12 protein-coding genes and 7 tRNA genes are annotated in these 14,611 nt (G+C 52.6%); 3 read left to right on the forward strand and 16 right to left on the reverse strand.

Annotated elements, in window-relative coordinates; genetic code table 11:
- From NR201_RS04025 to nagB, 12 genes are all read right to left on the reverse strand, one after another.
- Positions 1 to 75 (reverse strand) — tRNA-Gln (locus NR201_RS04025).
- Positions 76 to 105: 30 nt separating this feature from the next.
- Positions 106 to 180: transfer RNA gene (locus NR201_RS04030), tRNA-Gln, on the reverse strand.
- Between the two features lie 6 nt (positions 181 to 186).
- Positions 187 to 263 (reverse strand) — tRNA-Met (locus NR201_RS04035).
- 22 nt (positions 264 to 285) lie between these two features.
- Positions 286 to 360, reverse strand: a tRNA-Gln gene (locus NR201_RS04040).
- A 34-nt stretch (positions 361 to 394) separates the two neighbouring features.
- Positions 395 to 469: transfer RNA gene (locus tag NR201_RS04045), tRNA-Gln, on the reverse strand.
- 22 nt (positions 470 to 491) lie between these two features.
- Positions 492 to 576: transfer RNA gene (locus NR201_RS04050), tRNA-Leu, on the reverse strand.
- Between the two features lie 9 nt (positions 577 to 585).
- Positions 586 to 662 (reverse strand) — tRNA-Met (locus NR201_RS04055).
- Positions 663 to 880: 218 nt separating this feature from the next.
- Positions 881 to 2,548: an asparagine synthase B gene (asnB, locus tag NR201_RS04060; protein ID WP_010671283.1), complete on the reverse strand. Its 1,668-nt coding sequence runs from the start codon at positions 2,546 to 2,548 to the stop codon at positions 881 to 883.
- A gap of 307 nt (positions 2,549 to 2,855) precedes the next feature.
- Positions 2,856 to 3,608, reverse strand: a complete 753-nt coding sequence (locus tag NR201_RS04065; protein ID WP_010260664.1) for an HAD-IIA family hydrolase — start codon at positions 3,606 to 3,608, stop codon at positions 2,856 to 2,858.
- A gap of 186 nt (positions 3,609 to 3,794) precedes the next feature.
- Positions 3,795 to 5,015, reverse strand: coding sequence for an N-acetylglucosamine repressor (locus NR201_RS04070; protein WP_022626048.1), 1,221 nt, complete (start codon positions 5,013 to 5,015; stop codon positions 3,795 to 3,797).
- Between the two features lie 7 nt (positions 5,016 to 5,022).
- Entirely contained in the window at positions 5,023 to 6,171 is a 1,149-nt protein-coding gene (gene nagA, locus NR201_RS04075; RefSeq protein ID WP_010671285.1) for an N-acetylglucosamine-6-phosphate deacetylase, read from the reverse strand.
- Positions 6,172 to 6,233: 62 nt separating this feature from the next.
- Complete coding sequence (gene nagB, locus NR201_RS04080) at positions 6,234 to 7,034, reverse strand: glucosamine-6-phosphate deaminase (RefSeq protein ID WP_010260676.1); 801 nt, start codon at positions 7,032 to 7,034, stop codon at positions 6,234 to 6,236.
- A gap of 328 nt (positions 7,035 to 7,362) precedes the next feature.
- Here nagB and nagE point away from each other — a divergent pair, with 328 nt between their 5' ends.
- The 3 genes from nagE to NR201_RS04095 all read left to right on the forward strand — a co-directional run bounded on the left by nagE (position 7,363) and on the right by NR201_RS04095 (position 11,841).
- The gene (gene nagE / locus NR201_RS04085; protein WP_031293061.1) at positions 7,363 to 9,390 is read left to right on the forward strand and encodes an N-acetylglucosamine-specific PTS transporter subunit IIBC; all 2,028 of its coding nucleotides are present in this window, start codon (positions 7,363 to 7,365) and stop codon (positions 9,388 to 9,390) included.
- Between the two features lie 152 nt (positions 9,391 to 9,542).
- Complete coding sequence (gene glnS / locus NR201_RS04090; RefSeq protein WP_010260682.1) at positions 9,543 to 11,210, forward strand: glutamine--tRNA ligase; 1,668 nt, start codon at positions 9,543 to 9,545, stop codon at positions 11,208 to 11,210.
- A gap of 235 nt (positions 11,211 to 11,445) precedes the next feature.
- Positions 11,446 to 11,841, forward strand: a complete 396-nt coding sequence (locus NR201_RS04095) for a hypothetical protein (protein ID WP_010260686.1) — start codon at positions 11,446 to 11,448, stop codon at positions 11,839 to 11,841.
- A 71-nt stretch (positions 11,842 to 11,912) separates the two neighbouring features.
- Here NR201_RS04095 and fur read toward each other — a convergent pair whose 3' ends face one another.
- The 4 genes from fur to ybfF all read right to left on the reverse strand — a co-directional run bounded on the left by fur (position 11,913) and on the right by ybfF (position 14,576).
- Complete coding sequence (fur, locus tag NR201_RS04100; protein ID WP_009091454.1) at positions 11,913 to 12,356, reverse strand: ferric iron uptake transcriptional regulator; 444 nt, start codon at positions 12,354 to 12,356, stop codon at positions 11,913 to 11,915.
- A 348-nt stretch (positions 12,357 to 12,704) separates the two neighbouring features.
- The gene (fldA, locus tag NR201_RS04105) at positions 12,705 to 13,235 is read right to left on the reverse strand and encodes a flavodoxin FldA (RefSeq protein ID WP_010671288.1); all 531 of its coding nucleotides are present in this window, start codon (positions 13,233 to 13,235) and stop codon (positions 12,705 to 12,707) included.
- Positions 13,236 to 13,367: 132 nt separating this feature from the next.
- Entirely contained in the window at positions 13,368 to 13,643 is a 276-nt protein-coding gene (ybfE, locus tag NR201_RS04110) for a LexA regulated protein (protein ID WP_010260688.1), read from the reverse strand.
- A gap of 168 nt (positions 13,644 to 13,811) precedes the next feature.
- The gene (gene ybfF, locus NR201_RS04115) at positions 13,812 to 14,576 is read right to left on the reverse strand and encodes an esterase (RefSeq protein WP_033766681.1); all 765 of its coding nucleotides are present in this window, start codon (positions 14,574 to 14,576) and stop codon (positions 13,812 to 13,814) included.
- Between the last annotated feature and the right edge of the window lie 35 nt (positions 14,577 to 14,611).

The raw sequence follows: 14,611 nt of genomic DNA on the forward strand, positions 1-14,611 counted from the left end.
TGGCTGGGGTGCAGGGATTCGAACCCCGGAATGCTGGTATCAGAAACCAGTGCCTTACCGCTTGGCGACACCCCAATAATGGTGTTTTTCAAATTGTCTTTTGTATGGCTGGGGTGCAGGGATTCGAACCCCGGAATGCTGGTATCAGAAACCAGTGCCTTACCGCTTGGCGACACCCCAATTATATGGTGGCTACGACGGGAATCGAACCTGTGACCCCAGCATTATGAGTGCTGTGCTCTAACCAGCTGAGCTACGTAGCCAAATTGTACTGCATTTCAATGATGGCTGGGATACCTGGATTCGAACCAGGGAATGCCGGTATCAAAAACCGGTGCCTTACCGCTTGGCGATATCCCATTCGTCCGTTCTCAGCCTCGAGAATCATCGAAATTGGCTGGGATACCTGGATTCGAACCAGGGAATGCCGGTATCAAAAACCGGTGCCTTACCGCTTGGCGATATCCCATCCACGCTGCCGAATAATGAAATGGTGCGGGAGGCGAGACTTGAACTCGCACACCTTGCGGCGCCAGAACCTAAATCTGGTGCGTCTACCAATTTCGCCACTCCCGCAAAAAAAGATGGTGGCTACGACGGGAATCGAACCTGTGACCCCAGCATTATGAGTGCTGTGCTCTAACCAGCTGAGCTACGTAGCCATCTTTTTTTCGCGTTACCTTCATCGGCGTTGCGGGGCGCATTATGCGGAGTTGACCAGACAGCGTCAACAATTTTTTTACCGTTTTTTGCCAGATAATCGCTGTTTGACTGGCTTATAACCAGCCTGGATGTTTATTCGGCAATTTTTCAGTGAATACAACGCTAATCGTAAAAAAAATGGGCCGCAGCGGGCCCGTTCTGGTTGCTTTCAGCCGGCTTATTTATAGGCTGACTGATGCACACCCACGGCACGACCAGAGGGATCGTCCATGTTTTTAAACGCTTCATCCCATTCAATCGCTTTGGCAGAAGAACAGGCGACCGATGGACCGCCAGGCACACACTCTGCCGCGCTCGCCAGCGGGAACAGCTCTTCAAAGATCTCACGATAGAGATAGGCTTCTTTCGAACCCGGCGTGTTGAACGGGAAGCGGAAGTGAGCGGTAGCCAGCTGCTGATCGCTGATTTGCTTCGCAGCCACTTCTTTCAGTGAGTCGATCCAGCTGTAACCCACGCCATCCGAGAACTGCTCTTTCTGACGCCACGCCACGCTCTCCGGCAGGTAAGAGGAGAAACATTCACGCAGAATGTGCTTCTCCATTTTACCGTTGCTGCCGCACATTTTATCGGCCGGGTTGATTCGCATCGCCACATCCAGGAATTTTTTATCCAGGAACGGTACGCGGGCTTCAACGCCCCAGGCGGACATCGCTTTGTTGGCACGGGCGCAGTCGAACATATGCAGCGCCTGCAGTTTACGTACGTTTTCTTCGTGGAACTCTTTGGCGTTTGGCGCTTTATGGAAATAGAGATAGCCGCCGAAGACTTCATCTGCGCCTTCGCCCGACAGCACCATCTTAATGCCCATCGCTTTAATTTTACGCGACATTAAGTACATTGGCGTAGAGGCACGAATGGTGGTGACGTCATAGGTTTCAATGTGATAAATCACATCGCGAATGGCATCCAGACCTTCCTGCACGGTGAAATGAATTTCATGGTGTACGGTGCCCAGATGCTCCGCCACCGATTTCGCCGCTTTTAAGTCGGGTGAACCTTCCAGCCCTACCGCGAAGGAGTGCAGCTGTGGCCACCACGCATCACTTTTATCCTGATCTTCAACCCGCTTCGCCGCGTAACGCTTGGTCACGGCTGAAATGATGGAAGAGTCCAGACCGCCTGACAGCAGCACGCCGTAAGGCACATCTGACATCAGGTGGCTTTTCACGGACTCTTCCAGCGCATGTTTCAGGCCAGCGGCGTCGGTGGTGTTGTGCTCAACGTTTTTATATTCCATCCAGTCGCGCTGCCAGTAACGGCGGATCTCGCCATCGGTGCTGGAGAGGTAGCTTCCCGGCGGGAACTCTTTGATTGAACGGCAGGCTGGCACCAGCGCTTTCATTTCTGAAGCAACAAACAGGTTGCCATGCTCATCGTTACCCATATAGAGCGGGATGATGCCGATGTGGTCGCGACCAATCAGGTACGTTTTTTTAACGGTGTCATAGAGGATAAAGGCGAACATGCCTTCCAGCTCATCGAGGAAATCGACACCTTTCTCCTGATAGAGCGCCAGAATCACTTCACAGTCAGAACCGGTCTGAAACGCGTAGCGATCGCTGAGTTCAGCGCGCAGTGCCTGATGGTTATAAATTTCGCCGTTAACTGCCAGTACGTGGGTGTGATCGGCGTTGTACAGCGGCTGTGCGCCATTGTTAACGTCAACAATTGAGAGACGTTCATGCGCCAGAATAGCATGGTCATCGGCATAGACGCCTGACCAGTCCGGGCCGCGATGACGCATTAAGCGTGAACATTCCAGCGCTTTTTTGCGCAGCTCAACAGGATCGGTTTTCAGATCCAGCACACCAAAAATTGAACACATAACTGACTCCTGAGCTCACCTTACGGCGATGTTATCTTTTGCGTTTGTCCGGCAGCCTGATGCTGCGTGATACATAAGAAAATGCGCTATTTGGTGCATTCAATGCAAGAGGAATCGTGATTTACTGATAAAAAGATTGCTTGCATGGCAATAAAATTGAATAAACGATAATTTTAATGCCGTTTCGTTGATGGATCAGCAATAAAATAGCTTTTGTGAGCAGAAATCAGGCAGTAAAAGTGGGATATATAGCGCAAAAAGAGGTGACGCATCACAGATTAGCCGGATGCGTCATAAGAGAAATGAATCAGAACAGGTCGATATCGGCCACAGAAGGGTAGATCCAGTCCGGACGGAACGGCATGGCATCGATATCACTCAGCGTCGAGACGCCGGAGAGCACCAGCACCGTCTCCAGACCCGCCTGAAAACCGGCCAGAATATCGGTTCGCAGATTGTCACCGACAATCACGGTCTCTTCCGAGTGGGCCTGCATTTTGTTCAGCGCGGCGCGCATGATGTAGGGGCTGGGCTTGCCGACCACAAACGGGCGACGGCCTGATATCTTCTCAATACCCGCACAGAGTGCGCCACAGGCAGGAATAAAACCGCGCGCATGAGTATCCGGGTTGGTGGCAATAAAGCGGGCGCCATTAGCCACGAAGAAGGCCGCTTTATGCATCATGTCCCAGTTAAACGAGCGCGTCTCTCCGACAATGACAAAATCGGGATTCACATCGGTAATGGTAAAGCCCGCTTTGTAGAGTTCATGAATCAGTGCGCCCTCACCAATCACATACGCCTTTTTGCCCTCCTGACGGCGCAGGAAGTCGGCGGTTGCCATTGCGGAGGTATAGAAAACGGAGTCGGGCACCTCGACACCGGCCGAGGCAAAGCGGTTTGCCAGATCCTGCTCGGTTTGCGAGGGATAGTTCGTCAGCACCACCAGCGGCATCTCTTTGGCCAGAATGCGCTGTAAAAACTCCTGTGCGCCGGGAACGGCCGTGTTGTCGTGCATCAGCACGCCATCGATATCACAAATTACGCTTTTAATGGTCATAGTCAGATCCGATATGGCCCGCCACAGCAGCGGGTTAGCTTAGAGCCTATCCCATTAGGCTATTTAATTTGTCATTCTGAACCTGGGCAGTGCTCACAATCCTCACGTACTACGTGTACGCTCCGGTTGTTCCGCGCTGTCCGTGTCCAGACTGCCTGCACCAATTACGCCTACTGGGATAGGCTCTTAGTCTTCCAGAAGATGTTGCAGCAGAATGCCGTTAAGCATGGCACGTTTAGCGAGCGCAAAGGCACCAATAGCGGAACGATGATCCAGGGTGGAACGCACGACCGGCAGATTTTTACGGAAGGCCTCTAATGCCTGAGTATTAATGCAGCCCTCAATCGCTGGCAGCAGCACTTTTTCTGCTTCAGTGATCTCACCCGCCAGCACCACTTTTTGCGGATTAAACAGGTTGATCGCAATCGCAATAGCTTTGCCAAGATAACGGCCAACGTACTCAACCACTTCGCAGGCCAGTGCATCACCCTGATTGGCCGCTTTGCAGATGTGGGATATCTGGCACGCCTCCAGCGTCAGTACGCTGGGATAGCCCTGATTCAGCAGATGCCGTACCCGATTTTCAATGGCGCCGTTGGCGGCAATAGTCTCAAGGCAGCCAAAGTTGCCGCAGTGACAGCGCTCGCCAAGCGGGTCGACCTGAATGTGTCCGATCTCGCCAACGTTGCCGTTGCTGCCGAGAAAAATATGGCCGTTGGCAATAATGCCGGCGCCCGTGCCCCGGTGTAAACGCACCAGAATTGAGTCAGCACAGTCGCGGCTTGCACCGAAATAGTGCTCAGCCAGCGCCAGGCTGCGAATATCATGACCTACAAAACTGGTAACGTTAAAACGTTTTTTCAGACTGGCGACCAGCGGCCAGCGGCTGACAGAGATGTGTGGCATATAGCGGATCACGCCGTTAATCGGATCGACCAGCCCTGGCAGGATCACTGAAATCGCGATCAGCTCGCGAATTTTACGCTGGTGCTGCTCAATGAAACTGCTGATGGCGTTAAACAGCGCATGTTCCAGCGTCTCCTGAGTGCGTTCCGGCAGCGCATAATCTTCCTGCGCCAGCGATTTACCGCTGAGGTCAAACAGAGTCAGGGTGGCGTCGTTGCGTCCGAGGCGGACGCCGATGGTATGGAAATGGCGGGTTTCAGTGATGATGGAGATGGCGCGGCGACCACCGGTAGACGCCTGCTGGTCTACCTCTTTGATCAGGCCGCGCTCAATCAACTGACGGGTAATTTTGGTGACGCTGGCGGGCGCGAGCTGGCTAAGTTCGGCAATCTGAATGCGCGATATCGGCCCCTGTTGATCAATCAGCCGGTAAACCGCTGCGCTATTGAGTTGCTTAACAAGATCGACATTTCCTATTTGTGACTGGCCGCCAGTGGTCATTCAGTGCTTACTCGCTCAGGACGTCGTCTCCGTTGACAAACGTCTTTATGATTTTAAAGTCGCGCGTAAACACAGTCAGGTTCGCGATTTTTCCTGCTTCGATCGAGCCTGACTGCCTTTCCACGCCCATCGCCCGTGCCGGGTAGAGTGTTGCCATGCGCAACGCTTCGTCCAGTGCGATCCCTGCATGCTCAACGCTGTTTTGTACCGCTTCAATCATCGTCAGGGCAGAACCACTTAATGTGCCGTTTTCGTCGACACAGAGCCCATCGCGATAATAGATTGTTTTGCCTGCAAAAATAAACTCGCTTATGTCCGCGCCAGCCGGTGCAGTGGCATCCGTGACCAGCACCAGTTTGTCGCCTTTGATGCGTTTTGCATTGCGCACGTTAGCGTAATGTACATGTAAACCGTCCGCAATAATGCCGCAGTATACATCAGGCGAATCAAACAGCGCACCGATAAGCCCGGGTTCACGTCCGGCAAAGGTGGGCATGGCGTTGTAGAGGTGCGTCGCGAAACTCACACCAGCAGAAAAGCCCGCTTTAGCCTCTTCATAGGTCGCATTCGAGTGACCGGCTGAGACAATAATCCCGGCATCAGTCAATTGACGAATCACATCGCTACCCGCATTTTCAGGGGCAAGCGTGACTTTGGTGATGACGTCCGCGTTGTCACACAGGTACTGCACCATCGCCGCATCCGGCAGGCGAATCAGCGCCGGATCGTGGGTGCCTTTTTTCGCTTTGCTCAGCCAGGGCCCTTCCAGATGCAGACCCAGCGCCTGATTCTGATGTTTCTGCAGGTAGGCGCGCATGGTTTCAATCGCCCGCTTCATCAGGGCGTCGCTGCTGGTGATAAGCGTCGGTAAAAAGCTGGTGCAGCCAGACTTTTCATTGGCGCGCTGCATCGTTTCCAGCGTTTCAATGCTGAGCGCCTCAAGGCTGTCATTGAACTGCACGCCACCGCAGCCATTGAGCTGGAGATCGATAAAGCCTGGCGCAATATTTGCCCCTGCCATATCCCGCTGCTCAATATCCGCCGGGAGCGCTTCACGCGGACAGACGCGCGCAATACGCCCATCGGCAACCACCACCGCGTGATTATCCAGAACCTCATGGCCACTGTAGATTCGACCGTTAACTAATGCGTACATCTTTCTTCTCCCGTCCTGGCCTGCTGTCACTCAGCGTAACAGCAGGGCATGACAATGTTCTGTTACACGCCTTTCATATTTTCCGCTTCCATTTCGCGGAAATATTTCACGGTTTTCACTTTCAGTTCCATGGTGGCCGGCTCATCGCACACTACCACCGATTTCGCGTGCAGCTGCAGGCAGCTGATAGTCCACATATGATTAACGTTGCCTTCAACCGCCGCCTGTAATGCCTGCGCTTTAACATGGCCGGTAACCAGAATCATCACTTCCTCTGCATCCAGCAGCGTACCGACGCCGACCGTCAGCGCATATTTAGGCACCTGATCAACGTCACCGTTAAAGAAGCGGGAGTTCGCCACGCGGGTGTCATGGGTCAGGGTTTTAATGCGGGTACGGGAAGCGAGAGAGGAAGCCGGTTCGTTAAAGGCGATATGACCGTCGTTGCCAACGCCGCCCATGAACAGGTGAATTTTACCCAGCGCGCGAATTTTCTCTTCGTACTGACGACATTCTGCGTCAATATCGGGGGCATTACCATTCAGCAGGTTGATATTTTCCGGTTGAATATCAACGTGATCGAAGAAATTACGATACATGAAGCTGTGATAGCTCTCAGGATGCTCTTTTGGCAGGCCAACATATTCATCCATATTGAATGTCACGACGTTTTTAAAACTGACCTGGCCCGCTTTGTGCATATCAATCAGGTGTTTGTACGCTTCCAGTGGCGTACCGCCGGTTGGCAGACCCAGGACAAAAGGTTTATCCGCCGTCGGGTTAAACGCATTGATACGATTAACAATATGTCGGGCGGCCCATTTTCCCACCTGGGTTGGTGTCGCTAAAGGAATCAGTCTCATGTTTCACCTCAATTGAAAATAGAAAGGGGATGGCTAAGCCGTTGCGTGAGTCAACAATCTGAACAGATGATTCATTGTCGCCATGGCCAGCGCATAATTCAATATTTCGGATCATAAAATAAGTTTACGGTCATAGCCAGATGTTGCCGTATGAAACGATGTTTTTTAGTGATAAAAATCACATTTACCAGGCTTTTAATTTGCGAGGCGAATTAATTTATCATTACACTTCGCTGCGTGATATGAAGTGTATTAACGATCTTTGCAGCTGACATAACAACATTAAGCAGCGCAAAGCGACAAGTCAGGCTCATAGGGGGAAGGGGATATGTTAGGTTACTTACAAAAGGTGGGGCGCGCACTGATGGTGCCGGTAGCAACCCTGCCAGCAGCAGCAATATTAATGGGCGTGGGCTACTGGATCGATCCAGACAGCTGGGGCGCAGGTAATGCGCTGGCGGCATTGCTGATCAAATCTGGTGCTGCCATCATTGAAAACATGTCAGTGCTGTTTGCGATTGGTGTCGCGTATGGCATGTCGAAAGATAAAGATGGTGCGGCAGCCCTGACCGGCTTTGTCGGATTCCTGGTAGTCACCACGCTCTGCTCACCGGCCGCGGTGGCGATGATACAGAAGATGCCGGTTGACCAGGTGCCTGTGGCGTTTGGCAAAATTAATAACCAGTTTGTCGGTATTCTGGTCGGTATCCTGTCGGCGGAGGTCTATAACCGCTTCAGCCACGTCGAGCTGCCGAAAGCACTCTCCTTCTTCAGCGGACGGCGACTGGTGCCGATTCTGGTCTCGTTCCTGATGATCCTGGTCGCCTTTATCCTGATGTATATCTGGCCGGTTATCTTTAACGGTCTGGTGGGCTTTGGTGAACATATCCAGAAGCTCGGCTCTGCCGGTGCCGGTATCTACGCCTTCTTTAACCGCCTGCTGATTCCGGTCGGTCTGCATCACGCCCTGAACTCGGTGTTCTGGTTCGATGTTGCGGGCATTAATGACATTCCTAAATTCCTTGGCGGTGCACAGTCACTGGCTGACGGATCGGCAACTGTCGGCATCACCGGTCGTTATCAGGCGGGCTTCTTCCCGATCATGATGTTTGGTCTGCCGGGTGCTGCGCTGGCTATCTACCACTGTGCGCGTCCTGAGAACCGCGTCAAAGTGGGTAGTATCATGCTGGCCGCGGCGTTTGCTGCCTTCTTTACGGGTATTACCGAACCGCTGGAGTTCTCCTTCATGTTCGTGGCACCCGTGCTTTATCTGATCCACGCCGTCCTGACCGGTATTTCTGTCTTCATCGCTGCCAGCATGCACTGGATTGCCGGATTTGGTTTCAGCGCCGGGCTGGTGGATATGGTGCTGTCGACCCGTAATCCGCTGGCGACACACTGGTACATGCTGATCCCGCAGGGTCTGGTCTTCTTCGTTATCTATTATGTGGTGTTCCGCTTTACCATCAAAAAATTCAACCTGATGACGCCGGGCCGCGAGCTGGCGGTTGATGGTGATGAAACTGATGGTTATGACGTTAACGTTGATAAAACGGATAGCGGTGAAAGTGCCACAGAGTCACTGGCGCGCCGCTACATTGGGGCGATTGGTGGTTCAGCTAACTTAACCAGCATCGATGCCTGTATCACCCGTCTGCGTCTTAACGTGAATGACTCGGCGCAGGTGAATGAGGCGGTTGCTAAGCGTCTTGGCGCGTCCGGCGTGATCCGTCTTAACAAACAGAGCGTGCAGATCATCGTAGGTACCCAGGCAGAAAGCATCGCCTCGGCCATGAAAAAAGTGCTGACCAAAGGTCCGGTCGCTGCAGCGGCTACCAGCAGTGCGCCGGCCGAGCCGGACGTTAAACCGCAGGCGGTGCTGAACAGTGAGAAGCAGGTCATCGCCACGCTGCTGGCGCCGGTCAGCGGTGAAGTCGTGGCGCTGGATGATGTGCCGGATGAAGCCTTTGCCAGCAAAGCGGTGGGCGACGGTCTGGCGATCAAGCCCAGCGACAAATGGGTAGTGGCACCGATTGCCGGTACGCTGGTGAAAATCTTTAACACCAATCATGCCTTCTGTCTGGAAACCGACAATGGCGTGGAGATTGTGGTGCACATGGGGCTGGATACCGTGGCGCTGGAAGGTAAAGGCTTCACCCGTCTGGTTGAAGAGGGGGCCAGCGTGGTCGCCGGTCAGCGAGTACTGGAGATGGACCTTGAATTCCTTAACGCCAATGCCCGCTCAATGGTGAGTCCGGTCGTGGTCAGCAACAGCGACGATTTCGCCGGTCTGACTTTACTGGCACAGGGTCAGGTAATAGCAGGGGAAACCCCGCTGTATGAAGTGAAAGGCTAATCCCCGCAACAGAACCCCACAGGCAGGAAGCGATTCCTGCCTTTTTTGTTTTAAAGGCTTAACAAACGGTTGTTTCCCTCAGACGCTTTGTGGATCATACTCCGTTACTTCGTGGTACAAATCACCCGTTATTCGTATTGAGGATTTTTGAGATGAGTGAGGCTGAAGCCCGCCCAACTAACTTTATTCGTCAGATCATTGACGAAGATTTGGCGAGCGGTAAGCACAGCAGCGTGCATACCCGTTTTCCGCCGGAGCCCAATGGCTATCTGCATATTGGTCATGCGAAATCGATCTGTCTGAATTTTGGCATCGCCCAGGACTATCAGGGGCAATGCAACCTGCGTTTCGACGATACCAATCCGGTTAAAGAGGATATGGAATTCGTTGAATCCATCAAGCGTGACGTTCAGTGGCTGGGTTTTGAGTGGAGCGGTGAGGTCTGTTACTCATCAAACTATTTCGATCAGCTCTACAACTATGCCATCGAGCTGATTTCCAAAGGACTGGCCTACGTTGATGAACTGAGTCCGGATGCGATTCGTGAATATCGCGGCACCCTGAAAGAGCCGGGTAAAAACAGCCCTTATCGCGATCGCAGCGTGGAAGAGAATCTGGCGCTGTTTGAGAAGATGCGAAACGGTGAGTTTGCCGAAGGCACCGCCTGTCTGCGCGCCAAAATCGACATGGCCTCTAATTTCATCGTGATGCGCGATCCGGTGCTTTACCGCATCAAGTTCGCGGAACACCACCAGACCGGCAATAAGTGGTGCATCTACCCGATGTATGACTTTACCCACTGCATCTCCGATGCGCTGGAAGGCATTACGCACTCGCTCTGTACGCTGGAGTTTCAGGACAACCGCCGTCTCTATGACTGGGTGCTGGACAACATCACAATTCCGGTTCATCCGCGTCAGTATGAATTCTCGCGCCTGAATCTGGAGTATGCGGTGATGTCGAAACGTAAACTCACTCAGCTGGTGACCGAGAAGCACGTAGAAGGGTGGGACGATCCGCGCATGCTGACCGTTTCAGGTCTGCGTCGTCGTGGTTACACCGCCGCTTCTATCCGTGAGTTCTGCCGTCGTATTGGCGTGACTAAGCAAGATAACATCGTGGAGATGGCTTCGCTGGAGTCCTGTATCCGTGATGATCTTAACGAGAATGCGCCCCGCGCCATGGCGGTTTTAGATCCGCTTAAAGTGGTGATCGAAAACCTGCCAGCAGGCCATAGCGAAATCGTCACCATGCCAAATCATCCGGGTAAACCGGAGATGGGCACGCGTGAAGTGCCGTTCAGCCGCGAGATCTGGATCGATCGCGCGGATTTCCGTGAAGAGGCGAACAAACAATATAAGCGTCTGGTGCTGGGCAAAGAAGTCCGCCTGCGTAACGCCTATGTGATTCGTGCTGAGCGGGTCGCCAAAGATGAAGCGGGCAACATTACCTGCATCTACTGCACCAGCGATGTTGATACGCTGAGCAAAGATCCAGCCGATGGCCGCAAAGTCAAAGGCGTGATTCACTGGGTTTCTGCGGATCACGCGCAGCCAGCTGAGTTCCGTCTGTATGATCGTCTGTTCAGTGTGCCAAACCCGGCTGCTGCAGAGGATTTCCTGGCGGTCATTAATCCTGAATCACTGACCATCAAAAACGGCTTTGTTGAACCCAGCCTGCGCGATGTGGAACCGACAACACCGTTTCAGTTTGAACGTGAAGGTTATTTCTGCGCCGACAGCGTTTACTCGAAACCGACGCAACTGGTGTTTAACCGCACCGTCGGTCTTCGTGATACCTGGACCAAAACGGGCGAATAAATTTTTTGGGGCTGACCTCATAAAATGACAAAAGGGCGATTTATCGCCCTTTTTTATTGCCCCGATTTTTACCATCGCCGACGTTTATTCTGCACTAACCACAACCGGTTCAATACCGACTTGTGGGAGTAATCTGAGTTTAAAAAAATTAATCAATTTCAGGGTGTGAATTGTCAGCTTTCAGGTAGGCTATCCGCTCTCAGAGGTTGCAAAGCGGGTTACAGAAGGAAAAAAAATGACAGTTCTCGCCCAGGAAGCCAAACACAGTGTCGTCGTTTTACATCAGCTCATTGAACGTATTTTTAATCAGCCAGCCGGATCTGACGACAGTTTCCAGCTGCTGATGTCCTATTTTCATCCTGAGTTTCGCATGGTGACCCCAAAGGGCAAAGAGTACAATCTGAACGAGGTCGAGGATCTTTTCCAGCAGTTACAAGGGCAGCGGGAAGGGATGCGCATTGCCACCTGTGAACATGTCATTCTCTCTCATCATGAAAAAGAGATCGTCGTACAGTATCGCGAAATGCAGATGATGAACGGCAATAACCAGAGCCGCATTTCGCTGGCCATTCTGGATTGCAGCAGCTCCATTCCACGCTGGCGCTATCTGCAGGAGACGCTGGTCGCGTGAGGTGAGGGCAGAAAACAGACGAAAAAAAACCGGTGAATTCACCGGTTTTTTTATTTCAGGCCGCGCCAGCGTTACTGGTCGTGCAGCGTTTCGTCTTCACGGCAATCGCCCAGCGTACAGTGTCCATAGAGATAGAGGCTGTGGTTGGTCAGCTTGATGCCATGGCGGGTCGCGATTTCACGCTGACGCGTTTCAATCGATTCGTCGCTGAACTCGATAACCTTGCCGCAATCCAGGCAGATCAAGTGATCGTGGTGATGCTGCTGCGTCAGTTCGAAGACAGACTTGCCGCCTTCAAAGTTGTGACGAGTCACAATACCGGCATCATCAAACTGGTTCAGAACACGGTAAACGGTCGCCAGGCCAATCTCTTCGCCAATGTCGATCAGGCGTTTATACAAATCTTCCGCACTGACGTGATGGCACTCAGGTTCCTGAAGCACTTCCAGAATTTTCAGTCTGGGCAGCGTTACTTTCAGGCCAGCCTTCTTTAATGCGGTGTTGTTGTCAGTCATGCGGATTTTGTCCTGTTACTAATATTCACTTTTGTGGCTTATCGCCTTGAATGTCGATCTGTGCTCATTCTCATTTGCGTCTCATTATAGAACTGAAGCGATGAAATGAAAACCAGAGGGCGTGTCTGAATCATCATGGGCTATTGGGGATTCGTCACCGGGCCGGGGAAGATTCTGACAGAGGTCTGTTAGCACATCACTTAGTCTTGCCGCCTGAGAAAATAAGCGGAAGATCGATGCGGGTATTCTACAGATTAAACGGAGAAAGTTAAAAAAATGTGGCTATTATTTCTATAGGCATTTTCATTGCCTCAATGTGAGCTGGCGCTCACATTGAGTCGGGCAGGATCAGGCTTCGATGATCTCTTTCAGCTGCAGTTCATCAAAAATCTGCTTAACCCACTGCTCCACACGCTGGCTGGTCAGCTCAGGCTGGCGATCTTCGTCAATGGCCAGGCCCAGGAAGTGGGTATCATCGGCCAGGCCTTTCGAGGCTTCAAAGTGATAGCCTTCAGTTGGCCAGTGTCCGACAATCACGGCACCGTGCGGTTCGATAATGTCGCGAATCGTGCCCATGGCATCACAGAAATACTCTGCGTAATCTTCCTGGTCGCCACAGCCAAACAGCGCAACCAGCTTGCCGTTAAAATCGATCTCTTCCAGCGTCGGGAAAAAGTCATCCCAGTCGCACTGCGCTTCGCCGTAGTACCAGGTCGGAATACCCAGCAGCAGGATATCGAACGCTTCCAGATCTTCTTTTGTGCTTTTTGCGATGTCATGGACTTCTGCAACATCTGTACCCAGCTGTTTCTGGATCATTTTTGCAATGTTTTCGGTATTGCCGGTATCGCTGCCGAAGAAGATGCCTACGAGTGCCATGAGTAAAATAACCTCTTAAATCCTGATGATGAGATGTGTGCCGCAGCACATTTCAGCGAATAATAGCAGACGAGAGAAAACCGGTGAACGGTTAAAGCCCCGACATTTGCCTCTGCGTGCGATTTGCCCGTATTAATCCAGTTTGAGCTGTGCCAGTAGCATCTGTTCAATCAGTTCGCTACGGCTGAGATTGCGCTGTTCTGCCAGCGTATTGAGTGCATCGACGGCGTCACTGTTCATTTTCAGTTCGACACGACGAAGCCCGCGTCCTTTGTCACGTTTCAGTTGATTGCGCTTGTTAATGCGCAGCTGTTCATCACGCGAAAGCGGACTGGTTTTGGGTCGACCAGGGCGGCGCTCATCAGCAAAGAGATCGAGCGTCGTGCGGTCAGTCTGTTCTTTTGCCATGGCTTAGTAAAACTGAATGGGGGCGGGCGCCAGACACTCACCGCGCAGATTATAAATTATTGGCCATTGCCGCAGCAAAACTGACCCGCGGCAAAATTTTAGCGCGCCATCATACTTCACGCTTACGCCGGACGCCAATCCTAAACCTTTACCGCCATCTATTTGCTTTTAAAGCGCAAAAAAGCGACGGACACTGCGCAAAACGGCATCGGGTTTCTCTGCATGAACCCAGTGTCCTGCGCCACCGATCACATGAGCCTGAGCGGCCGGGAACTGCTGCAGCAACGCATCGCGATAGCTGTTATCCAGGTAGCTGGAGTCGCCGCCGCGAATAAACAGCGCCGGGTGATTCCAGGCGGGAACCGGCTGCCAGCCAGAGATCGTGGTGTAGTTATCCCACAGCACCGGAACGTTGAAGCGCCACTCCCCCTCCTGGAAGGATTTCAGCAGGAACTGGATCACCCCTTCTTCCTCTATCAGCGTTCGCATGACCTTCGCCGCCTCGCTGCGGGATGAGACGCCCGCATCGGTGACGGCACGAATGCCGGCAAATATCTGGTCATGACGGCGCGTCTGGTAATCCACCGGGGCGATATCGATCATCACCAGGCGCTCAATGCGTTCCGGCACCAGCGCGCTCATGGTCATGGCGATTTTACCGCCCATCGAGTGTCCGATCACCGCGACACGATCAATGCCATGTGCATCCAGTGTTTCGACCATATCCTGCGCCATTACAGCGTAGTTCATCTCGTCAGATCGTGGTGAAAGTCCGTGGTTGCGGACATCTACCTGCAGCAACGGACCGGCATCTTTCAGCCCGCGCGCCAGCACGCCAAGGTTATCGAGACTGCCAAACAGACCGTGAATAAGCAGGATGGGCAGAGAATCAGCAGGGGATTGTTCAGTTTGCAGACGGGCGTTCAAAATCATAGCAAAGTTCTTAAGTTTGAGACCTGAGCTTAGGT

This window comes from Pantoea sp. Fr-CA_6 (assembly GCF_024520895.1).
GTDB classification, from domain to species: domain Bacteria; phylum Pseudomonadota; class Gammaproteobacteria; order Enterobacterales; family Enterobacteriaceae; genus Pantoea; species Pantoea agglomerans.